This window comes from Erwinia psidii, from assembly GCF_003846135.1.
GTDB lineage: Bacteria > Pseudomonadota > Gammaproteobacteria > Enterobacterales > Enterobacteriaceae > Erwinia > Erwinia psidii.
Window position 1 is genome coordinate 76726 of sequence record NZ_RHHM01000008.1, and the last position, 21332, is coordinate 98057.

At 53.3% G+C, this 21332-nt stretch carries 20 protein-coding genes; 8 read left to right on the forward strand and 12 right to left on the reverse strand.

Annotated features, from left to right (window positions below; all coding sequences use genetic code 11):
- Positions 1 to 38: 38 nt before the first annotated feature.
- The 3 genes from EB241_RS11520 to aspA all read right to left on the reverse strand — a co-directional run bounded on the left by EB241_RS11520 (position 39) and on the right by aspA (position 4797).
- Positions 39 to 1775, reverse strand: a complete 1737-nt coding sequence (locus EB241_RS11520) for a protein-disulfide reductase DsbD (protein WP_124233459.1) — start codon at positions 1773 to 1775, stop codon at positions 39 to 41.
- Positions 1776 to 1945: 170 nt separating this feature from the next.
- Positions 1946 to 3247: an anaerobic C4-dicarboxylate transporter gene (locus EB241_RS11525; protein WP_124233319.1), complete on the reverse strand. Its 1302-nt coding sequence runs from the start codon at positions 3245 to 3247 to the stop codon at positions 1946 to 1948.
- 116 nt (positions 3248 to 3363) lie between these two features.
- Entirely contained in the window at positions 3364 to 4797 is a 1434-nt protein-coding gene (aspA, locus tag EB241_RS11530; RefSeq protein ID WP_124233320.1) for an aspartate ammonia-lyase, read from the reverse strand.
- A 354-nt stretch (positions 4798 to 5151) separates the two neighbouring features.
- Between aspA and EB241_RS11535 the strand changes: the two genes are divergently transcribed.
- The 4 genes from EB241_RS11535 to EB241_RS11550 all read left to right on the forward strand — a co-directional run bounded on the left by EB241_RS11535 (position 5152) and on the right by EB241_RS11550 (position 8507).
- Positions 5152 to 5607: an FxsA family protein gene (locus tag EB241_RS11535; protein ID WP_124233321.1), complete on the forward strand. Its 456-nt coding sequence runs from the start codon at positions 5152 to 5154 to the stop codon at positions 5605 to 5607.
- Positions 5608 to 5966: 359 nt separating this feature from the next.
- A complete protein-coding gene (locus EB241_RS11540; protein ID WP_016190751.1) occupies positions 5967 to 6260 on the forward strand; it encodes a co-chaperone GroES in 294 nt (97 codons plus the stop codon).
- 46 nt (positions 6261 to 6306) lie between these two features.
- Complete coding sequence (gene groL, locus EB241_RS11545; RefSeq protein ID WP_124233322.1) at positions 6307 to 7962, forward strand: chaperonin GroEL; 1656 nt, start codon at positions 6307 to 6309, stop codon at positions 7960 to 7962.
- A 194-nt stretch (positions 7963 to 8156) separates the two neighbouring features.
- Positions 8157 to 8507: a DUF4156 domain-containing protein gene (locus EB241_RS11550; protein WP_124233323.1), complete on the forward strand. Its 351-nt coding sequence runs from the start codon at positions 8157 to 8159 to the stop codon at positions 8505 to 8507.
- Between the two features lie 86 nt (positions 8508 to 8593).
- Here the strand turns inward: EB241_RS11550 and epmB are convergent, their stop codons facing one another.
- Positions 8594 to 9622: an EF-P beta-lysylation protein EpmB gene (epmB, locus tag EB241_RS11555; RefSeq protein ID WP_124233324.1), complete on the reverse strand. Its 1029-nt coding sequence runs from the start codon at positions 9620 to 9622 to the stop codon at positions 8594 to 8596.
- Between the two features lie 41 nt (positions 9623 to 9663).
- Here epmB and efp point away from each other — a divergent pair, with 41 nt between their 5' ends.
- The 3 genes from efp (at position 9664) to EB241_RS11570 (ending at position 10649) form a co-directional block, all read left to right on the forward strand.
- The gene (gene efp / locus EB241_RS11560) at positions 9664 to 10230 is read left to right on the forward strand and encodes an elongation factor P (protein WP_124233325.1); all 567 of its coding nucleotides are present in this window, start codon (positions 9664 to 9666) and stop codon (positions 10228 to 10230) included.
- Positions 10231 to 10284: 54 nt separating this feature from the next.
- Positions 10285 to 10416: an entericidin A/B family lipoprotein gene (locus EB241_RS11565; RefSeq protein WP_124233326.1), complete on the forward strand. Its 132-nt coding sequence runs from the start codon at positions 10285 to 10287 to the stop codon at positions 10414 to 10416.
- A gap of 98 nt (positions 10417 to 10514) precedes the next feature.
- The gene (locus EB241_RS11570; RefSeq protein WP_124233327.1) at positions 10515 to 10649 is read left to right on the forward strand and encodes an entericidin A/B family lipoprotein; all 135 of its coding nucleotides are present in this window, start codon (positions 10515 to 10517) and stop codon (positions 10647 to 10649) included.
- Between the two features lie 35 nt (positions 10650 to 10684).
- Here EB241_RS11570 and blc read toward each other — a convergent pair whose 3' ends face one another.
- The 5 genes from blc to frdA form a co-directional block, all read right to left on the reverse strand.
- Positions 10685 to 11212 (reverse strand): outer membrane lipoprotein Blc, encoded by a 528-nt coding sequence (blc, locus tag EB241_RS11575; protein WP_124233328.1) that lies wholly within the window; start codon positions 11210 to 11212, stop codon positions 10685 to 10687.
- A gap of 73 nt (positions 11213 to 11285) precedes the next feature.
- Positions 11286 to 11639, reverse strand: a complete 354-nt coding sequence (frdD, locus tag EB241_RS11580) for a fumarate reductase subunit FrdD (protein ID WP_124233329.1) — start codon at positions 11637 to 11639, stop codon at positions 11286 to 11288.
- Positions 11636 to 12040 carry a fumarate reductase subunit FrdC gene (gene frdC / locus EB241_RS11585; protein WP_124233330.1) on the reverse strand — a complete coding sequence of 135 codons (405 nt, stop codon included), beginning with the start codon at positions 12038 to 12040 and terminating at the stop codon, positions 11636 to 11638. The genes frdD and frdC overlap by 4 nt, the downstream gene beginning before the upstream one ends.
- Before the next feature lie 11 nt (positions 12041 to 12051).
- Complete coding sequence (locus tag EB241_RS11590; protein WP_124233331.1) at positions 12052 to 12786, reverse strand: succinate dehydrogenase/fumarate reductase iron-sulfur subunit; 735 nt, start codon at positions 12784 to 12786, stop codon at positions 12052 to 12054.
- The gene (gene frdA / locus EB241_RS11595; RefSeq protein WP_124233332.1) at positions 12779 to 14563 is read right to left on the reverse strand and encodes a fumarate reductase (quinol) flavoprotein subunit; all 1785 of its coding nucleotides are present in this window, start codon (positions 14561 to 14563) and stop codon (positions 12779 to 12781) included. Before frdA ends, EB241_RS11590 begins: the two co-directional genes overlap by 8 nt.
- 272 nt (positions 14564 to 14835) lie before the next feature.
- Here frdA and epmA point away from each other — a divergent pair, with 272 nt between their 5' ends.
- Positions 14836 to 15813 carry an elongation factor P--(R)-beta-lysine ligase gene (epmA, locus tag EB241_RS11600; protein ID WP_124233333.1) on the forward strand — a complete coding sequence of 326 codons (978 nt, stop codon included), beginning with the start codon at positions 14836 to 14838 and terminating at the stop codon, positions 15811 to 15813.
- Between the two features lie 42 nt (positions 15814 to 15855).
- Here epmA and mscM read toward each other — a convergent pair whose 3' ends face one another.
- From mscM to rsgA, 3 genes are all read right to left on the reverse strand, one after another.
- Positions 15856 to 19191 (reverse strand): miniconductance mechanosensitive channel MscM, encoded by a 3336-nt coding sequence (mscM, locus tag EB241_RS11605; protein WP_124233334.1) that lies wholly within the window; start codon positions 19189 to 19191, stop codon positions 15856 to 15858.
- Between the two features lie 10 nt (positions 19192 to 19201).
- The gene (asd, locus tag EB241_RS11610) at positions 19202 to 20101 is read right to left on the reverse strand and encodes an archaetidylserine decarboxylase (protein WP_124233335.1); all 900 of its coding nucleotides are present in this window, start codon (positions 20099 to 20101) and stop codon (positions 19202 to 19204) included.
- 105 nt (positions 20102 to 20206) lie between these two features.
- Positions 20207 to 21268, reverse strand: a complete 1062-nt coding sequence (gene rsgA / locus EB241_RS11615) for a small ribosomal subunit biogenesis GTPase RsgA (RefSeq protein WP_124233336.1) — start codon at positions 21266 to 21268, stop codon at positions 20207 to 20209.
- Between the last annotated feature and the right edge of the window lie 64 nt (positions 21269 to 21332).

Here is a 21332-nt window from a genome sequence, read left to right on the forward strand (position 1 = left end):
CCTCCGGCTGCAGGCCGGAAATATCATTCCAGTGTCGTTTAATGGGGCAGTTTCTGCAAATGTTGCTCAAATTCATCACTATTCATAAATCCGGTAACGCGTGATTGTGGGATCTCCCTGCCGCTGGCATCAAAGAACAGGATCGTTGGCAACCCCAGCACCTGCAGGCGCTCCAGCAACGCGTGGTCCTCGGCATTGTTCCTGCTGATATCTGCCTGGAGTAACTGGGTATTTTTCAACGCAGTCTGTACGCCCGGCTGGCTGAATGTATGCTGTTCAAACTCCTTGCAGGCGACGCACCAGTCGGCATAAAAATCGAGCATGGTGATGCGCCCATTGCTGTTTTGCCGTGCCTCGTTAAGTGATCCGACATCGCTGATACGATGAAAGTTGAGGTGCGCGATCTTTGCCGCCCTTGTCGGGGTAGCAAAAGCCCAGTCCTGTAGTGGACGGGCTGCAACCAGTGCCGCTGCCAGCATCACGATTTGCGCCAGGCGCAGCCAGCCATTAGCGGATTTCAGGCTGATAAAAGCCCAGCCAAAAAAGGCGACGCCCAGCAGGCTCCACAGCCGCAATCCCCAGAGATCGCCCACTATCCGTGCCATCAGGAAAACCGGCAGGGCAAGGATCACGAAGCCAAACCCTTCCTTAACGGTCCGCATCCAGTCGCCGCTTTTGGGCAGCAGGCGATGGCCAAACAGCGTGACGGCAATCAGTGGCAAGCCCATCCCCAGCGCATAAAGATACAGGGTGCCGGCTCCGGCCAGCAGATTGCCGCGTTGGGCGATATAAAGCAGGATGGCGCTGAGCGGGGCGGTGGTGCAGGGGGAGCAAATCAAGCCAGCCAGCGCGCCCATTACCATTACGCCGCTAAGCGAGCCTTCCCGTTGGCGGTTGCTCAACAGCGCCAGCCTGGTCTGTAACGAAGAGGGCAGTTGCAGGGAAAACAGGCCAAACATCGACAGTGCCAGCAGAATAAACAGTAGTGACAGGCCGATCAGAACAGCGGGTGACTGCAATGCTGCCTGGAAACGCAATCCGGCTGCTGCGACAGTCACTCCCATTACCGTGTAGGTCAGCGCCATACCCTGTACGTAGCTCATGGCCAGCGCAAACAGACGGCCGAAAGAATACCGGTGCTGATGACCCAGTATAATGCCGGAAATCAGTGGGTACATTGGTAAAACGCACGGAGTAAAAGCCACGCCAATGCCGATTAGCAGCGCCCACAGTGGTGAAAAAGGCAGTTTTTCAGTCGGGGAGTCGTGCTGTGCGGCAGATGTTGGCGTTGTCGTATCATGTGGTGCTGCGTTGGATGTTGCAGGGGGCTGTGGCTTCCCCATCACTTCGTTTAGCGGCAGGGTGCGGGTTTCAGGGGGATAACAGAAACCGGCGGCAGCACAGCCCTGCCATGTGACCGTCACCGTTGAACCTTTTGCGGCCCGCAGCAAAGTGAAGGGCAGTGTCAGGCTTTCCTGATAAATCGCCGTTTTGCCATAAAACTCATCTTCGTGTGGCTTGCCTTCGGGTAGCTTCCAGTCAGCCAGTTGCGCATCTTTTACAACAATTCTGAGCTGCTGGCGGTAGAGGTAATAATCTGGCTTAATCTGCCAGCTGAGCGTTAGCCTGTTATTCTGTTGGTTGAAATCAAAAGCAAAAGCCTGGCTGGCGGTGACAAACTGGTTGCCATGTTGCCCGAAAATCGAGGCGACAGCCGGCGGAAGTAGCAGGCCGTTGAGCAGCAAAAAAATACATAATTTCAGATATCTGACCATGGCAGGTAACTGCATTCTCCATGTTGACTGAATAACCGGCATTGGCTCGGATGGCTCGTGGAATGGCCAGCAAGGTCCATTCTGCGGCAGAGAAATATATCACGGCGCGGCGGTTGACGCTTTTCAGGATGTAACCGATGAAACAGGGCGGAATGCATCCGCCCAACAGATTACAGAAACAGGTGGCCAAACAGAAACCCGCAGGCAACTGACAGAACAATCGCCAGCGTGCCGGGCACAATAAACGAGTGATTAAAGACAAATTTACCGATGCGAGTGGAACCGGTATCGTCCATCTCCACCGCCGCCAGCAACGTAGGATAGGTTGGCAGGACAAACAGCGCCGATACAGCGGCGAAAGAGGCCACCGCGGTGAGGGGAGACACGCCAAGCATCAGTGCGGCAGGCATTAATGCCTGCGTGGTGGCCGCCTGTGAATAGAGTAACGTGGACGCAAAAAACAGGATCACCGCCAGCATCCAGGGATAATGATTTAACAGTTCGCCGGCTACCTCCTGGATACCCGCAATATGTGCTTTTACAAAAGTGTCGCCAAGCCAGGCCACACCCATCACGCAGATACAGGCGCTCATGCCCGATTTAAAGGTACTGGCAGAGAGAATTTTGGCGGTGTCCACTTTGCAGGTCAGGCAGATTAGCGCTGCGGTGGTCAACATAAACGTCACGATAGCCTCATTACGGGGCAGAACCGGGTTGGCAATCAGCGCAACGTTTTTACTGATGGCGGTGGCATAGAGCACCACGGCGGTAATACCCAGCAGGAAAAGCAATACGGCCCGCTTTGCGCCCGATTGAACTTCAGTATCCTGCGGACCGCGCAGCACGGTTTTCCCTTCTGCCAGCCGTTGTTGATAAACCGCATCGTCCTTCAGTTCGCAGCCAAGAAAGTTGGTGATCAGCGCGGCCAGAAAAATAGCGACCATCGTTGAGGTGATGGCCACCGCCAGCAGATCCAGATAGCTGACCCCGTGTGGTTCGAGGAGGCCGGAAAGGAACACCACGGCGGCAGAAATAGGTGAAGCAGTAATAGCGATTTGTGAAGCGACAACCGCGATGGAAAGTGGGCGCGAAGGGCGCACGCCTTGCTCTTTTGCCACCTCGGCAATTACCGGCAGGGTAGAAAATGCGGTATGGCCTGTCCCGGCGAGCAACGTCATCATGTAGGTTACCAGCGGTGCCAGCAAGGTGATGTGGCGTGGATGCCGACGTAGCAGGCGTTCAGCCAGACTGACCAGATAATGCATTCCGCCTGCGACCTGCATCGCAGCAATCGCGGCGATCACCGCCATGATAATCTGGATAACGTCAAACGGGATGGCGCCGGGCTTTATCTGAAAACCCAGCGTAAGGATTAAGGTACCCATGCCACCGGCAAAACCAATGCCGATACCGCCCAGTCTGGCCCCTAAATAAATCGCCGCCAACACGATAATTAATTGCGGCACAATCATGATGCGTTCCCCTGTATTTTTTTTGCAAATCAACCGTTAAAAAGATGTATCTGTCGTCAATAAAAAAGGCACGTCGTTCAGAGAACGTCCGTGCCTTGAAGGCTTAGCCCGTTAAATCATTCATCTTCATCTGTGTAGCGTTTGGCTTTGTAGGCCGGGTACATCAGATTGTGGGTGGAGAAAATATCATCCAGCTCCGTTTCGGTGAGCAGACCCCGCTCCAGTACCACTTCGCGGACGCTTTTACCCGTCTCCGCGCATATTTTGCCGACGATATCGCCATTATGGTGGCCGATATAGGGGTTCAGATAAGTCACAATACCAATGGAATTAAACACGTAGGCTTCACATATCGCCCTGTTGGCGGTGATGCCGTTAACGCATTTTTCCAGCAGGTTATAACAGGCATTGGTCAGAATATGCACCGATTCAAACATTGCCTGGCCGATGACAGGCTCCATCACGTTAAGCTGCAACTGACCCGCTTCGGAAGCCATGGTCACGGTAACGTCATTACCGATGACTTTGAAGCAGACCTGATTGACCACTTCAGGCACCACCGGGTTTACCTTGGCGGGCATGATGGAAGAACCGGCCTGAAGTTCAGGCAGGTTGATTTCATTCAGACCGGCACGCGGACCAGAAGAGAGCAGACGTAAATCGTTACAGATTTTGGACAGCTTCACCGCCAGGCGTTTCAGGGCACTGTGTACCATTACATAGGCACCACAGTCGGAGGTAGCTTCAATCAGGTCCTCCGCCGGAACGCAGGGCAGCTTACTCACCTCGGCCAGCTTTTTCACGGCCAGTTGTTGGTAGCCATCCGGGGTGTTCAGGCGGGTGCCGATGGCGGTTGCTCCCAGGTTCACCTCCAGCAGCAATTCAGCGGTACGCAGAATGCTTTTGATCTCTTCATTCAGCAGTACGTTAAAGGCGTGGAATTCCTGACCCAGCGTCATGGGCACCGCGTCCTGCAACTGAGTACGGCCCATTTTCAGGATGGTGTTAAATTCGATGGCCTTGCGCTCGAAGCCTTCACTGAGTTGCCCAATTGCATCCAGTAACTTCAAAATGGATGAATAGACCGCGATGCGAAAACCGGTTGGATAGGCGTCGTTAGTGGACTGGCATTTATTGACGTGGTCATTTGGATTAAGGAACTGATATTCCCCTTTCTGGTGTCCCATCAGCTCCAGACCAATATTGGCTAATACTTCGTTGGTGTTCATATTCACCGACGTCCCAGCGCCTCCCTGATAGACATCAACCGGAAACTGATCCATGCATTTACCGTTGTTCAGGACTTCTTCACAGGCCTGAATAATGGTGTTAGCGATATTACGAGGCAGGGTTTTTAACTCTTTATTGGCCATCGCAGCGGCCTGCTTAACCATGACCATACCGCGGACAAATTCGGGGATGTCACTGATTTTACTGTTGCTGATAGAGAAATTTTCAATCGCACGCAGAGTATGAACACCGTAGTAAGCATCCGCCGGGACTTCACGTATACCTAACAGGTCTTCTTCGATACGAATGTCATTAGTCATGGGAACCTTCTTTATTAACGTCCTTCATCATTATTCTCAGCGCTTTTTGGTGGGGTGGTTATCACAAATAAAGCGAATATAGGCCGCCAGGGGCGACATTTTTATCCATTTTGTATTTCCAGAACACGATTATATTCACCTAAATGTAAAGATCTTAACGTCTATCGATTTTTCTCTGCTCTGCAAGCATCCTATTACGGCGCGCATCATCGCCGACAAGTTTACCGGTATGAGTTTCCTTCTGGAAGGTTGAAAAATGCCGGTGGAGTACCTATTTCTGAATAACATGATCGCGACGATCTTTTTTTGCCATCACGCCTTCTGCTGGATGGCCCTGATCAACAGGAGATTACGGTGCGTTCGATACCGTTTATAGTACTTTTCATTCTGGCGTGGATTGAGATCACGCTTTTTATCCAGGTAGCGCATGTGCTGGGTGTACTGGCGACCATGCTGTTGGTGATATTAAGCTCCTGCATTGGTATTTCGCTGGTGAAGAAGCAGGGCATAAAGAACTTCAGGCTCATGCAACAGAAGCTGGCGGCAGGCGAAAGCCCGGCTGCCGAAATGATCAAAAGCGTGTCGTTAATCCTGGCGGGTTTTTTACTTTTACTGCCGGGTTTTTTCACCGATTTTCTGGGCCTGCTGTTACTGCTACCGCCGGTGCAAAAGCACCTGACGTTGAAACTGATGCCACATTTGCGCGTCTGGCGCGGCACCAACCCCGACAGTGGCTTTACCGTCGATGGCGAGTATGAGCGTAAAGAGGCAAAACAGCTTGAACACGACCACAAGCGTGATGAGCGATAAGACAGCAAAAGGTGGAACATTCCGCCTTTTCGTTTTTTAGAGCCTGTCCCACCAGGCGTCATTGTCGCAGGCAGTTTGGACACGGACAGCGCGCAAAAACCGGAGCGTACACGAAGTACGTGAGGATTTTGAGCACTGCCCAGGGCCAAACTGGCAAATAAATTAGCCTAATGGGATAGGCTCTTAATGTGAATCAGCGCTTAATATTTGTGCAGTTGTGACACAGAAGAAAAATTTTTATTTTTTTGCCCTTGAAAGCGCCCGGTGCTGTCCCTATCTCTTCCGTCACGAAACCGTGTCAGCAAGGCCCGGTGTTCATCCCTAACAACAGATCTGGATTTCTCAAAGGAGAGCTATCAATGAAAATTCGTCCGCTACATGACCGTGTAATTGTCAAGCGTAAAGAAGTGGAATCTAAATCAGCGGGTGGCATTGTTCTGACCGGCTCCGCAGCAGGCAAATCGACGCGTGCCGAAGTGCTCGCGGTAGGTAATGGCCGCATCCTCGAAAGTGGCGAAGTTAAACCACTGGACGTGAAAGTCGGTGACGTGGTTATTTTCAACGAAGGTTATGGTGCAAAAACTGAAAAAATCGACAACCAGGAAGTGCTGATCATTTCTGAAAGCGACATTCTGGCAATTGTTGAAGCCTGATTTTCACCTAACCTACTGAACGAAAAGAACTTAAGGGATATTAATAATGGCAGCTAAAGACGTAAAATTCGGTAATGATGCACGCGTAAAAATGTTGCGTGGTGTGAATGTACTGGCAGACGCGGTAAAAGTGACCCTTGGCCCGAAAGGCCGTAACGTGGTACTGGATAAATCTTTTGGTGCACCAACCATTACTAAAGATGGTGTTTCTGTTGCGCGTGAAATCGAGCTGGAAGATAAGTTCGAAAACATGGGTGCACAGATGGTGAAAGAAGTTGCGTCCAAAGCTAACGATGCGGCGGGTGATGGCACCACCACTGCTACTGTTCTGGCGCAGTCAATTGTTAACGAAGGTCTGAAAGCAGTTGTTGCGGGTATGAACCCAATGGACCTGAAGCGTGGCATTGACAAAGCGGTCGTTGCGGCGGTTGAAGAACTGAAAAAACTCTCTGTTCCTTGCTCTGACTCCAAAGCAATTGCTCAGGTTGGTACCATCTCCGCTAACTCTGATGAGAGCGTGGGTACCCTGATTGCACAGGCGATGGAAAAAGTGGGTAAAGAAGGTGTTATCACCGTTGAAGAAGGCACCGGTCTGCAGGACGAGCTGGACGTGGTTGAAGGTATGCAGTTTGACCGTGGCTACCTGTCTCCTTACTTCATTAACAAACCAGAGACTGGCGCGGTTGAACTGGAAACCCCGTTTATCCTGCTGGCTGACAAAAAAATCTCCAATATCCGTGAAATGCTGCCAGTGCTTGAAGCTGTTGCTAAAGCAGGTAAGCCGCTGCTGATCATTGCGGAAGATGTTGAAGGTGAAGCGCTGGCAACGCTGGTGGTGAACACCATGCGCGGTATCGTGAAAGTGGCTGCGGTGAAAGCACCTGGTTTCGGCGACCGTCGTAAAGCGATGCTCCAGGATATCGCGGTTCTGACCGGTGGTACCGTAATCTCTGAAGAGATCGGTATGGAACTGGAAAAAGCCACCCTGGAAGACCTGGGGCAGGCGAAACGTGTGGTGATCAATAAAGACACCACCACCATCATCGATGGCGTGGGTGAAGAGGCGACTATTTCTGGCCGTGTCACTCAGATCCGTCAGCAGATTGAAGAAGCGACCTCAGATTACGATCGTGAGAAACTTCAGGAGCGCGTGGCGAAACTGGCAGGCGGCGTGGCCGTGCTGAAAGTGGGTGCAGCAACTGAAGTTGAAATGAAAGAGAAGAAAGCGCGCGTGGAAGATGCCCTGCACGCGACCCGTGCTGCGGTAGAAGAAGGCGTGGTTGCCGGTGGTGGCGTTGCGCTGGTGCGTGTTGCTGCCGTACTGGCTGGCCTGACCGGACAGAACGAAGATCAGAACGTGGGGATCAAAGTTGCACTGCGTGCAATGGAAGCGCCTCTGCGTCAGATCGTTTCTAATGCCGGTGAAGAGCCATCTGTGGTAGCTAACAAGGTTAAAGCTGGCGAAGGTAACTACGGTTATAACGCGCAGACCGAAGAATACGGCAACATGATCGACTTCGGTATCCTGGACCCAACCAAAGTGACCCGTTCTGCATTGCAGTTCGCAGCATCCGTTGCTGGCCTGATGGTCACCACCGAATGTATGGTGACTGAACTGCCGAAAGGCGATGCACCAGACTTAGGTGCTGCCGGTGGTATGGGTGGAATGGGTGGAATGGGTGGCATGGGCGGTATGATGTAATCCCCCCACCCTTGTGAAAAGAAACCCCCGGTCTCTGACAGGGGGTTTTTCTTTTTTGGGGGGAAAGGGTATAAATAAGGACGCAAGAACTCACCTTAACAATGCGTTATCAGCATGATGAGCAATGAATGCTTATGTTAAGACCAGAATGCCCGGTATGGGCAGGCGCTCTGAAGATACTAACGAGGATAAAAATGCGGATTAACACTTTGCTGGGATTCTCTGTGGCGGCGATGCTACTGGCAGGCTGTAGCAGTTCCAGAACACTCAGCTCTGCGGGAGAGCGAGTGACCTTCACGGACAAACAACCAGCGGCACACTGCCAGTTACTTGGCAACGTCACTGGCTCACAGAGTAACTGGTTAAGTGGGGCAGGTGGTGGTGAAAGCAGCTCCCTTCGTGGTGCAGCGAATGACCTCCGCAATCGGGCCGCAGAGATGGGCGGTAACGTCATTTATGGTGCAACCAGTCCAACCCAGACCATCTGGTCAAGCTTTGCGCCGCTGGACAGCAAGATGACTGGCCAGGTATATAAGTGCCCGTGATCACAGTATCAGGATAATTAGCCAATGAACGCAGGGCGAATAGCATTCGCCCCCGTTGTGTTTTGGCACGGCCCTCTTTTATCGACCTAATTTTGTCGCAGTAGTAAATCGAGCGGTGTCTTGCTTTGCTCCCCACCAATCTCTCTCGCCAGCCTCGGCACCAGATAGCCAGACACCTGGCTCAGTAGTTCACGCATGATCCTGCGGGCTTGATCATCCGGTACCCAAAAGTGCGCTGCACCCTGGACCTTATCCAGTACGTGCAGATAGTAGGGCAGTACCCCTGCATCAAACAGCGCGTTGCTTAACGCGGCCAGCGTGTTGGCGCTGTCGTTGATACCACGTAGCAACACGCTCTGATTGAGTAGCGTCACATTGGCCCGCTTCAGCTGTTGCAGGGCATGGCGCAGTTCATCGCCAATTTCCTGTGCATGATTAATATGCGTCACCAGCAGGAGTTGCAGGCGAGAGTGTGCCAGCCGCTGGCACAGCGCCGGCGTGATACGGCTTGGGATGACGACCGGCAGCCTGCTGTGAATGCGCAGTCGTTTAATATGCGGGATCTGTTCCAGCGCGGAGATCAGCCAGTCCAACTCACTGTCTTTTGCCATCAGCGGATCGCCGCCAGAAAAAATAATCTCATCCAGTTCTGGCTGCTCTCGGATATACTCCAGAGCCTGCTGCCAGTTGCGCCTGTTACCCTGATTTTCGGCATAGGGAAAATGGCGGCGGAAACAGTAGCGGCAGTTGACGGCGCACCCGCCTTTGACCAGTAGCAGCGCTCGGTTACGATATTTATGTAACAGCCCCGGCACCACGCTGCTCTGTTCATCAAGCGGGTCGGTGCTGTAACCCGGCGTATCAATGAACTCCTCGCGTGCGGTGACAACCTGTAGCAGGAGAGGATCTTGTGGGTTGCCTTTTTGCATTCTTGCGGCGAAAGCGCGTGGGACGCGCAGGGCAAAAAGGCGGCGTGCCTCGGTGCCCATCACCAGTGCAGGATGTGAATCGAGGCCTAATAGTTGCAATAATTCGGCAGGATCGGTGATTACATCTGCAAGTTGATGCAACCATTCTTCTCGCGAAGGTATGTTTAGGGTTACAATGTCTGCCATTTTTTTGGCTAAGTACCAGTATTAAATTGTAGAGGGCCTTTATGGCGACTTATTCTAGCAACGATTTCCGTCCCGGTCTTAAAATCATGTTCGAAGGCGAACCTTACGCCGTTGAATCAAGTGAGTTTGTAAAACCCGGCAAAGGCCAGGCATTTGCCCGCGTGAAAATGCGCCGTCTGCTGACCGGCACCCGCGTCGAGAAAACCTTCAAATCTACTGATTCGGCAGAAGGTGCTGACGTGGTGGATACCAACCTGAGCTACCTCTACAACGACGGTGAGTTCTTCCATTTCATGCACCCGGAAACCTTTGAACAGCATCCTGTTGAAGCAAAAACGGTGGGTGATGCGGCAAAATGGCTGCTGGATAATGCAGAGTGCATCGTGACGCTGTGGAACGGCAAGCCAATTCAGGTGTTGCCACCCAACTTCGTTGAGCTGGAAGTGGTGGATACCGATCCGGGTCTGAAAGGTGATACGGCCGGTACGGGCGGCAAGCCTGCCACCCTGTCTACCGGGGCGGTGGTAAAAGTGCCTCTGTTTGTGCAGATTGGTGAAGTGATCAAGGTGGATACCCGTTCTGCTGAGTATGTCTCTCGGGTAAAATAAGCGAAATATCGGGCCTGCTTTCAGGCCCTTTTCTGACGATGTGGTTTTGACCAGATGATGAACCGGATAGTATTTATTGCCGTGGTACTGTTAATGGCCAGCGCGTTGAGCAGCTGTAACACGTTTCATGGTTTTGGTGAGGATGTACAGCATCTTGGTGGGGCTATTTCCCACGCTGCCAGCTAACTGAAAACCGCCTTTTACCGCATGCAGTACGCGCGTTCTGGATAATTACAGCTATGCTTTATTTGCTGTATCTTACTTCGGGTTAAAAGGACATTGTCATGTTGAAAAAAAGTATTATTGCCATTCTTTCCGTACTGGTGCTTTCATCCGCACTCACCGCCTGCAATACCACACGCGGCGTGGGCGAAGACGTATCAGCGGGCGGCCGAGCCATCCAGCGCAGCGCACAGTAAGCAGAAAGCTGGTGTCCACAAGGCACCGGCTTTAATCATTTCTGAGCGACCCAAATCAATTTAGTCACATCAAATCCGGCCTGACGGGCTTGCGTGAGAAGCGCTTCTCTGGTCCGATCCGCAAGCTGTGGTGAGCGCGACAGTATCCACAAATAGTTGCGATTTGGACCGCAAACCAGCGCATGCTGGTAGTCTTTATCCAGCGCAATTACATTGTAACCGCCATAGAATGGGCCAAAAAAAGAGACTTTAAGTGATGCCCTGCTGGGGGAAGCGGTGAAATAAGCTTTACCGACACTCTCCTGCCAGCGCTGTTTTTTGATGTTGTAGCCCCGGTTGACCACGTTAAGACCACCATCCTCGCGTTTGCTGTAGGTGGCGGTGACCTGTTCCAGACCCCGCTCAAAGCTGTGATCAAGGCGGGCAATTTCATACCAGCTACCAAGATAGAGATCGGCATTGAATCCTTCAATGGGGGTAACCCCCTCAGGCGGGGTAGTAGTACTACAGGCAACGGAAAGCAGTGCACCTGCACCCGCCGCCAGCATTTTCCACAGAGACATAAGCCATTCCTTTATCGTTGAACAGCCTGAGTATAGGTGTTTTTCCTTCAGGCGGCAGTCTGCCATCTGATATTTACAGGGTAACCACGCCGATGATGGTGACCACGGTGAGGATTGCTGCCAGGCCGTAAAACAGCCATTTTGCCGCCGGAAGGTGGATCTTAAGATCGTGCATGGCATGATGCAGGCGATGCATGGCGCACCATATGGGCAGCACAATCGCCAGGAAAATCACCCCGCGGCCTGCCCAGGTCTGGGCAAAACCCAGAATACGTTCATAGCTGAGTGACGGTGACCCGACGCCCAGCGGCAGTAGCACGCCCGTCAGCAACAGCAGCACCGGCGATACAATCGCTGCCCACATTCCGCCAGCACCAAACAGTCCCCAGAACAGCGGTTCATCGCAACGACCAGCTTTTTTTTTCATAGTCTCTCCAGCAAAAAAGTGATAGCCAGGACAGCAATACTGACGATGATCGTGACCGCCCAGAGAAGTTTTATGACGGGTTCCGGTGATAACTTTTTATCACCGATAACAATCACCGATGCCTTGGGGGCCAGATCAAACCAGGTTTTGGTGTGCAGCAGTGCTGCGGCAAGGGAGATGAAGTTCAGCAGCAGCACCACAGGATGCTGTAAAAAGGTGACAAATCCCTGCCAACTTTCTGCACCGTGTTTGAGAGAAAACAAACCGCTGATTAGCTCAATGCTGAACCACAGCGCCGGGATGGCGGTGCTTTCCCGTAGCATATAAAACCGATAAAACCCGGACTTCTGCCACCAGTTGGCGGTCATCGGGCGATGATAAGCATTGCGTTTCGTGGTCATCAAACCGCTCCTTACTGGGGTCTGAGAGTGGCAATCATAAAGTCCTTCGCGCTTTCCACCTTGCTTTGTTGGATCGCTGCGGCGGGATCGGCATGCTTTGGACAAACTTCTGAGCAGTAACCGACAAAAGTGCAGGGCCAGACGCCATTGTCGCTGTTCAACAACGGCATACGCTGGCGCTTACCGCGATCGCGGCTGTCCAGGTTATAGCGATGTGCGAGGGTGATGGCGGCAGGGCCGATAAACTCCGGGTTAAGCCCAAACTGTGGACAGGCCGAATAACACAGCCCACAGTTGATACAGCTGGAGAACTGGTGATATTTCGCCATTTGTGCGGGCGTCTGCTTGCCCGCACCACGTTCGGCGGCCTGATTGCTGCCGATGATATAAGGCTTAATCGCTTCCAGACTTTCAATAAAGCGGCTCATATCGACAATCAGGTCGCGCTCGACCGGGAAATTAGCCAGCGGCTCAACGCGCATCCCCTTCGGGTAATTACGCAAAAATGTTTTGCAGGCCAGCTTTGGCACATTATCGACCATCATGCCGCAGGAGCCGCAAATCGCCATCCGGCATGACCAGCGGTAAGAGAGATCGTAAGCCAGGTTATCTTTGATATAGCCCAATGCATCCAACAGTGAAGTCTGCTCATCCCACGGAACGTCGAAAAATTCGCTGCGTGGCATGTTGTCCGTTTCCGGGTTGTAGCGCTGGATTTCAATTCTACAGCGAAGTAGCTCAGACATGCGGCTTGCTCTCCTTACTTTCAGCCTCGGCACCGTAGACACGTTTTGCCGGTGGCAGGCGGGTGATTTTTACTTCGTCCCAGGCGATGGTGGGTGCCCCCTGTGGATTAAAGAAACTGAGAGAGTGTTTAAGGAAATGGGTGTCATCGCGGCTGGTGCAGCCTTCATCAAGCCGCTGATGTGCCCCACGAGACTCTTTGCGCTGAAAGGCCGCATGCGCCATACACTCAGCGACATCCAGACCGTGGCCCAGCTCAATACTGTAGAGCAATTGCGTATTGAAAACGCTTGAGGTGTCGCTGATGTGAACCCGACTGAAGCGCGCTTTCAGCTCGGCCAGTTTGTTGATGGTGTTTTCCATCAGCTCTGGCGTGCGGTATATCCCACAGCCTTCTTCCATTGTTTGGCCCATCTCATCACGCAGTGCAGACCAGTTTTCATTGCCCTGTTGATTAACCAGCCCTTTCAGGCGCTGTTCACAGTCTCTGGCCTGTGCTTCCATGCCTGCGGTAGCCGCTTTTTTACTTTCCAGCGAGCGCAGGGCCGCCATCTCCCCGGCCAGTCGACCAAAGACCACCAGTTCGGCCAGCGAGTTGGAACCAAGACGATTTGCACCATGCAGGCCGACGGAGGAACACTCTCCCACGGCAAACAGTCCACGAATACGCGTTTCACAGTGGGCGTTGGTTTCGATACCGCCCATGGTGTAGTGCGCCGTTGGACGGATAGGTATGGGGCTGGTCACCGGATCGACGCCGACATAGGCTTTGCTCAGTTCACAGATAAACGGCAGGCGTTCCAGCAGTTTTTTTTCTCCCAGATGGCGGAGATCCAGATAAACCACCTCGCCGCGCGGGGTCTGAATGGTGCGCCCCTTCTGCGATTCGTGCCAGAATGCCTGAGATACTTTGTCCCGTGGTCCCAGCTCCATATATTTGTTTTTTGGCTGACCGAGCGGCGTTTCCGGTCCCAGACCGTAATCCTGCAAATAGCGATAGCCATCTTTATTGACCATGATGCCGCCTTCCCCCCGGCAGCCTTCGGTCATCAGAATGCCTGAGCCAGGTAAACCGGTCGGGTGATACTGCACAAACTCCATATCGCGTAGTGCCACGCCATGACGTAAAGCTATCCCCATCCCGTCTCCGGTGACAATCCCACCATTGGTGTTGTAGCGGTAAACCCGACCGGCGCCGCCGGTCGCCAGGATGACGGCGCCGGCGTGGAACTGGACAAGCGTGCCCTCCATCATATTCATCGCCACCAGCCCACGGGCCTCACCTTCTTCCACCAGCAAATCGAGGACAAAATGCTCATCAAAACGGGTGATTTGTGGGTATTTCAGCGAGGTCTGAAACAGGGTGTGCAACATATGAAAACCGGTTTTGTCCGCAGCGAACCAGGTGCGCTCGATCTTCATGCCGCCAAAGCGCCTGACGTTGACACTGCCATCCTCGCGACGGCTCCACGGGCAGCCCCAGATTTCCAGCTGGGCCATCTCCTGCGGACAGTGTGCGACGAAATAGTCGACCACATCCTGCTCACACAGCCAGTCGCCGCCGGATACCGTGTCCTGGAAGTGCAGGTCGAAACTGTCATGCTGCTGGCTGACAGCAGCAGAACCACCTTCCGCTGCAACGGTGTGGCTGCGCATCGGATAGACTTTGGAAACCAGCGCAATAGAAAGGGTTGGATATGCTTCAGCGGCAGCGATAGCCGCGCGGAGCCCGGCCCCGCCAGCGCCGACAATCACCAGATCTGCAGTATACGTTTGCACGATGTTCTTCCTGTCAAAGTAAAGGATGAAGGAAAAGCCTCCCGTTTACCGGGGTAAACAGTATAAAACTGCTCATCATGGGCAAACTTGATGTGTTCAGGTATTTGGGTATGAAATAAACGTTAAAAACGCGATCGCCCTGGCGTTTTTTGCCACAACATCTGCTTGCCCGGAGCAGGATTAATGACGACGCTTAATTTAACCGGACGGATTTGTTTGTCAGTGTCAGCTCCGGTAGACTGCTTCACCCTGTTGACTGAGGAGTAAATATCATGAGCGATACGGCCAGTTGGTTGCCGAGCGCGCCCATCGCCAATTTATTAAAACGGGCGGCAATGATGGCCGAAATACGGCGCTTTTTTGCCGATCGTGGGGTACTGGAAGTGGAGACCCCGGCAATGAGCCAGGCAACTGTGACCGATGTTCATCTGTTTCCTTTTCAGACGCGTTTTGTCGGACCTGGGGCCGCTGACGGGCTGGATCTCTATCTGATGACCAGCCCGGAATACCACATGAAGCGTCTGCTGGCGGCGGGCAGTGGGCCAATCTTTCAGCTGTGCCGCAGCTTTCGTAATGAGGAAGCGGGACGTCATCATAATCCAGAATTTACTATGCTGGAGTGGTATCGCCCGCATTATGATATGTACCGCCTGATGAATGAAGTGGACGATCTTTTGCAGCAGGTGCTGGAATGCGCGCCGGCCGAAACCCTCTCATACCAGCAGGCGTTTATCCGTCATCTTGAAGTCGATCCGCTTTCCGCCGACAAAGCCCAGTTGCGCGAGGTGGCGGAAAAACTGGGTGTGGGCGATCTGGCGAATCGTGAGGAAGACCGGGATACGCTGTTGCAGCTGCTGTTTGTGACAGGTGTTGAACCGCTCATCGGTAAAGAAAAGCCTGCCTTTGTGTATCATTTCCCCGCCAGCCAGGCGGCACTGGCAGAGATTAGCACGGAAGATCACCGCGTGGCCGAGCGTTTTGAGGTTTATTTTAAAGGCATGGAGCTGGCAAATGGTTTTCGTGAGCTGACTGACAGCCGCGAACAACGTCAGCGATTTGAACAGGATAACCGCAAACGTGCCGCCCGTGGTTTGCCACAGCAGCCGATTGATACCTACCTTCTTGACGCCCTGACACACGGTATGCCGGCGTGTTCCGGCGTGGCGCTGGGGGTGGATCGTATCGTGATGCTGGCGTTAAATGCTGCCCATCTCAGTGAGGTTATTGCTTTCTCTGTCGAGCGCTGCTAACCGGCCCCTGCTCAGGGGCTGTGTTCCCCTGAGTTTTAACGCTTATAACCCGCCCGATTTATAGTTTCTTGCCGCTGCTGTTCCGGTGGAGGCGGCAACCTTACGTCCGATGGTTTCCATCCTCACCTGGAACGGTGGGAACGGCATCTCCAGACCGTGTTCCTGATAGCCTTGCAGGATCAGCTGATGCAGATCGTGACGCAGAGGCATACGGTGGCCCATTTCTGCGGCATGGATACGCAGTTCAAACAGCTGAATACCCTGCTGTAAATCCACCAGCCAGGCTTCGGGGGGCGGTACATCCAGCACAAACTGGCAGCGCTCTGCGGCAGTCAGTAATACGTTGGTTACTTCTTCGCTGTTGGCTTCCGCCGCCGCCGGAATAGTCAGTACCACGCGTGTTACCGAGTCTGAAAGGGACCAGTTAACAAATTGCTCGGTAATAAAGGCCCTGTTCGGCACAATGATTTCTTTACGATCCCAGTCGGTGATGGTGGTGGCGCGGGTGTTAATGCGTGTGATGCTGCCGGTCAAATCGCGGATGGTCACGGTATCGCCAATACGGATGGGTTTTTCAAACAGAATAATCAGGCCGGAAATAAAGTTGGCAAAAATTTCCTGTAAACCAAACCCCAGTCCCACACCCAACGCGGCCACCAGCCATTGCAGTTTCGACCAGTCGATACCTATCATCGAAAAGCCCATCAGACCACCGAACAGGATCAGCAGATATTTGGTCACGGTGGTAATCGCGTAGCCAGTACCTGGTCCCAGGTCAAGGTGCTGTAGCAGCGCCAGCTCAAGCAGGGCGGGCATATTTCTCACCAGCTGGGTGGTGATAATCAGCACCAGAATAGCAATCAGCACGGAACCCAGGGTAATAGGTTGCAAGCTTTCCACTCCCTGCACGGTGGTGCTAACGTCCCACAGAGTGATGTTCTCAAGAAAGCCAAAGGCGGAGTGAATTTCTGACCACAGGACAATCACGGAAACCAGCGCGATCAGCGTCAATATGGAACGCACCAGGCGCAGCGACTGAGCGCTGATGGTGTCCAGATCAATCACTGGCTCATCCATCTCCGGTATTTCAGAGTTGTGCTGTATGGCCGGGGCATCTTCTTCGCCTTTCGCACGCTGTGCAAGAATGTCTGCCCGGCGCGCCCGCGCCCGATCAAAAGCAATGCGCCGCCGTTGGATAAGCATCCAGCGGCGGATAATATGATAAATCACCAGTAGCAGAAACCAGATGGCCACCGAGGTTTCCAGCCGGGCGAGTAAAGCCTGTGAGGTCGCGAGGAAGCCGGTGCAGGAGGCCAGCGCGGCAATCAGCGGGATACCGATCAGCAGGTTCCAGAGAATATGACTGATAACGTTCTGACCGTTGCCTTCTTTATCAAGATAGAGCGGGATCCCGGCGCGTTTCAGGCTGACGGTCACCAGGCTCAGGGCGCTGCAAATCAGAATGAAACAGAGTCGCCCCAGCGTGGCGGAGAACTGGCGATCCTCAAGATTATCAAAGCTAATCAGCAACATAATCAGTGGTACCACAAAGCCGACGCACAGACTGTAAAAACGCATTGCTTTGGCAACCCGGTTTTGCTGCCAGCGGAAATGCACAATGAACAGTCCTTTCTGGCGGGCGAAACCGGCGCTGATCATAAATGCCCACAGCAGTGGCACCGTCGCCGTCACCCCATCACCAATCGCCACCGCAATCGGGTATGGCCAGGCGTGTTGCAGGCCATAGCCTAATGCCATCCATAATACGGGCAGCGGTAGCGCAACCAAAATCGACCAGAATACGGTGCGAAGTGTTAAGGCGAACTTATCCTGTGTGACTTTGCCGACTTTACTGGCGGACCGGTTCAGGAAATCACGGTAGTGGCGACGCGAGCTCAGGCTGAGGCCGATCAGCAACAGTGCCCCAATGATAGGCAGTAGAGTTTCCTGGCTGGTGGACATCATAACCAGCGCACCGCCAAGCTGACCAAGGGTGTCCAGTGACAACAGCGTTTTCAGGTCGCGCATCAGGTCCAGTGGAAAGCTGAAGTTCAGAGGACTGACATCGGCTGTCCAGAACAGGTAGCGGTGAGTCGCTTCCCGGACTTCTTTGAGTGCTTCCACCAACTGACTATTAGCGACCTTCAGCCTGGTGACTTCGAGGATCAGATTATCACTGCCGGAAAGCAGAGAGCCTATCAGCTCGCGCTGGGTTTTGAGCTGAGCATCGAGGATTTTGCGCTGTTCAGCGGTCAGCGGGCTGCCATCATCCTGCTTCACCTGCAACAGCTGTTTCTGGCGCTCCAGCAAGTCGTCATAATGCAGCCGTTGCACCCGGAGCTGGCCCATCTCAATATCGAGCTGTTGTGACCTGGGCATCTCTGGCAGCCGGGCAACCTGCGATCGTAATGCTTCGCCCAGCACGTTCGACACGCCAAGCCACTGTGACTGTTCACGTAGGGTGTCGAGCGCCTGGCGGACCTGAATAATCTGGCCCACGGCAGTACGCTGCTGCGAAATCACCAGGCTCATCTGTTGGGCTTGCTGGTTAAGTGCTTCGGACAACTCGCGGTTAAGACGAAACTGCCTGCTGATATTTTCGGGGAGATCGCCACTGTTTTCAGCCAGCTGCTCTGTTTTCTCCAGCGCCTGCTCCGCTTCCTGTTGACGCTGAGCGTTGAGCTGGTTGCGCAATACCTGCAACCCACTGTCGAGCCGGGCGGCTTTTCGCTGGTGGTAATCACTGCGCATACGCGCCAGTTCCTGGCGGTTACTGGCTGACAGCTGGGCAAGCTCCAGCTCATCGACCCGCGCTTTTTGGGCGGCAGATTCTGCCTGGCGCGCGACAAGCTGTGCCTGAGCCAGTGGCGTAGTGGTCGCCGGCTGCCCCTGGAGTCGGCGCTCAATGTCGTTCAGTGCACGTCTGGCTTCCGTCTGCTGTTGAGGCAACTGTGCCAGTGAGTCGCTAATGTCCCTGGTGTGCTCCTGTTCCTGCTGTGCCAGACGGCCTTCTTCAAGCAACTGGCTGCTGACCTGAAGGATCGCCTGATCCAGTTCCGCGGCGGTCATCGTGCCGCGCACTTTTTCAGGTTCATCATTCAGTGCGCTAATCTGTTGACGAAGTTCACGGGAAAGTTTCGGGAAGTTGTCGATTATCTGCTGATAATCACTGGCGTTGATCTGCGATTTTTGCCGTTCATCCAGCCAGTTAAGTGCTGACTGTAAACTTTCAACAATTTCAGCCTGATCCGGCGTATCTTTCGCGGACCGGGTTTCCTCAAGCGTTTGTCTTATCTGTGCGGCGGTGGGTATACCGGCGGCGCAGACGGATTGAGCTAATGTCCAGCCCAACAAAATCACCAGAATCAGGCGTAGCATGGCGGATCGGCTAGTGCTGCTGCAGGACGTTTTCTTCCTGCTCTGTAGGCAATGCGCTGGCCAGTATCCGGCCATAGCGGGTTTTACTCTCTGCGGCCAGATCCCCGACCAGTTTTATTTTGCCAGGCGCGAACAGATTGACAACCGTAGAACCCAGTTTAAAGCGTCCCATCTCCTGGCCTTTCAGCAGCACCACCGCGCCTTCTTCATCGGCGGCGGGCCAGCTCCAGCGCTTAATTATCCCTTCGCGGGGTGGGGTAACAGTTCCGGCCCAGACGGTTTCAATGCTTCCTACAATAGTGGCACCGACCAGAATTTGCGCCATCGGACCAAATTCAGTATCGAACAGGCAAATAACGCGTTCGTTTCGGGCAAACAGATTGGGAATATTTTGCGCGGTGAGTGGGTTGACTGAATAAAGGTCGCCCGGAACGTAGATCATTTCGCGCAGGATGCCATTAACCGGCATGTGTACGCGGTGGTAATCGCGCGGCGCAAGGTAGGTGGTAACAAATTCACCGTCGCGGAACAGACTGGCAATGGTGGTATTACCTGCCAGCAGTGCTTCCAGTGAGTAAGTGTGTCCTTTTGCCTGGAAAATCTGGTCGCCTGCAATGTGGCCTAACTGGCTGATTGCGCCATCTGCTGGCTGGACCAACGCATTGGGATCGGTTTCAACCGGCCTTGCGTCATCACGTAACGGACGAACAAAGAAGTCATTAAACGTGCGATAGCTGGCGGTATCCGGCTTTTGTGCCTCACTCATGTCAACGTTGTACCACCAGACAAAAAGATCGATGACGGCTTTGGTCAACCAGCCGCCGCGTTTGCCTGCGCCCCATCCGGCCAGCTCGGTAAGGCCTTTTTTGGGTAGAACAGAATTCAGTCCGAGTTTCAGACGATCCAACACGATAGCCTCCTGGCTTGATCAGCATGCAATTAAGGTTGCGGATTGTAACAGTGAGCGGGCATTCAGGCTATGATTGCCTTGCTGCTACAACGGACAAAACCATGTCTAATCATTGCTTTCGGAAAAACTGCGGCGTGTTTTTAGCTGCATTTCTGACATGCTTTCCAGAATGCGGTGATAATTATAAAAACGCGATTCGTCAATATCGCCACGTTCTACGGCTTCACGGATAGCACAGCCTGGGTCGGTATCGTGTTTGCAGTCGCGAAATTTGCAATGACCTGAAAATTTACGGAATTCGATAAAGCCATGGGTAATCTGTTCCGGCTCCAGGTGCCACAAGCCAAATTCACGCACGCCGGGAGAGTCAATAACATCGCCGCCATGTGGAAAATGGTACAGGCGCGAGGCGGTTGTCGTGTGCTGCCCCAGTCCCGACACATCCGACACTTCATTGGTGAGGATCTCATTGCCTCCAGGTTCAAGCCCCAAAAGGGCATTGAGCAGGCTGGATTTACCTACGCCGGACTGACCGGCGAAAATGCTGATGTGCCTGGTCAGGGCTTCCTCCAACGCGTGCAGGCCGTTTTTTTGACGGCTGGAAACCAGCAGTACGCGGTAGCCAATCTCCCGGTAGATTTCCATCTGCTCATCAACAAACCGACGGCTTTGTGCATCCAGCAGGTCAATTTTATTCAGCACCAGTAATGGTTCAATGCCCAGCGTCTCGCTTGCCACCAGATAACGGTCAATGATGTTGAGTGACAGCTCTGGCAGGATCGCGGAAACAATAACAATTTGATCAATATTCGCTGCTATTGGCTTCACGCCATCGTAAAAATCGGGTCGGGTGAGGACAGAGTGACGTTCATGAACCGCTTCTACTATACCTTTTACCGACGCGCCTTCCTGTAAGCCAGCGCGCCAGCGCACACGATCGCCAGTGACCAGTGAACGAATGGTGCGGCGGATATTGCAACGATGATTTACGCCATCTGCATCTTCCACATCGGCATGCATACCAAAGCGGCTGATGACGATGCCATCCTGTGCATCACCAAACAGGCTGTCATCGGGTTCAGGCTTATCGCTGCGTTGTTTCAGACGACGATCGTGATTGGCACTGACACGACGTTGCTGGCCTTTGGACAGTTTGTTTTTGCTCACTCTTCCTCACACGGCTTGGTAGTTTCACCCTGACAGGGCAAAAGGTTTATGATACACGCTAATG

What these genes read in the sequence shown, in the direction of transcription:
- EB241_RS11590 (WP_124233331.1), bottom strand. Translation starts at nt 12,786, where the DNA reads ATGTCTGAGCTACTTCGCTGTAGAATTGAAATCCAGCGCTACAACCCG.
- EB241_RS11570 (WP_124233327.1), top strand. Translation starts at nt 10,515, where the DNA reads ATGTTGAAAAAAAGTATTATTGCCATTCTTTCCGTACTGGTGCTTTCA.
- mscM (WP_124233334.1), bottom strand. Translation starts at nt 19,191, where the DNA reads ATGCTACGCCTGATTCTGGTGATTTTGTTGGGCTGGACATTAGCTCAA.
- aspA (WP_124233320.1), bottom strand. Translation starts at nt 4,797, where the DNA reads ATGACTAATGACATTCGTATCGAAGAAGACCTGTTAGGTATACGTGAA.
- blc (WP_124233328.1), bottom strand. Translation starts at nt 11,212, where the DNA reads ATGTCTCTGTGGAAAATGCTGGCGGCGGGTGCAGGTGCACTGCTTTCC.
- efp (WP_124233325.1), top strand. Translation starts at nt 9,664, where the DNA reads ATGGCGACTTATTCTAGCAACGATTTCCGTCCCGGTCTTAAAATCATG.
- EB241_RS11540 (WP_016190751.1), top strand. Translation starts at nt 5,967, where the DNA reads ATGAAAATTCGTCCGCTACATGACCGTGTAATTGTCAAGCGTAAAGAA.
- EB241_RS11520 (WP_124233459.1), bottom strand. Translation starts at nt 1,775, where the DNA reads ATGGTCAGATATCTGAAATTATGTATTTTTTTGCTGCTCAACGGCCTG.
- epmB (WP_124233324.1), bottom strand. Translation starts at nt 9,622, where the DNA reads ATGGCAGACATTGTAACCCTAAACATACCTTCGCGAGAAGAATGGTTG.
- EB241_RS11565 (WP_124233326.1), top strand. Translation starts at nt 10,285, where the DNA reads ATGATGAACCGGATAGTATTTATTGCCGTGGTACTGTTAATGGCCAGC.
- epmA (WP_124233333.1), top strand. Translation starts at nt 14,836, where the DNA reads ATGAGCGATACGGCCAGTTGGTTGCCGAGCGCGCCCATCGCCAATTTA.
- EB241_RS11550 (WP_124233323.1), top strand. Translation starts at nt 8,157, where the DNA reads ATGCGGATTAACACTTTGCTGGGATTCTCTGTGGCGGCGATGCTACTG.
- EB241_RS11525 (WP_124233319.1), bottom strand. Translation starts at nt 3,247, where the DNA reads ATGATTGTGCCGCAATTAATTATCGTGTTGGCGGCGATTTATTTAGGG.
- groL (WP_124233322.1), top strand. Translation starts at nt 6,307, where the DNA reads ATGGCAGCTAAAGACGTAAAATTCGGTAATGATGCACGCGTAAAAATG.
- frdC (WP_124233330.1), bottom strand. Translation starts at nt 12,040, where the DNA reads ATGACCACGAAACGCAATGCTTATCATCGCCCGATGACCGCCAACTGG.
- frdD (WP_124233329.1), bottom strand. Translation starts at nt 11,639, where the DNA reads ATGAAAAAAAAAGCTGGTCGTTGCGATGAACCGCTGTTCTGGGGACTG.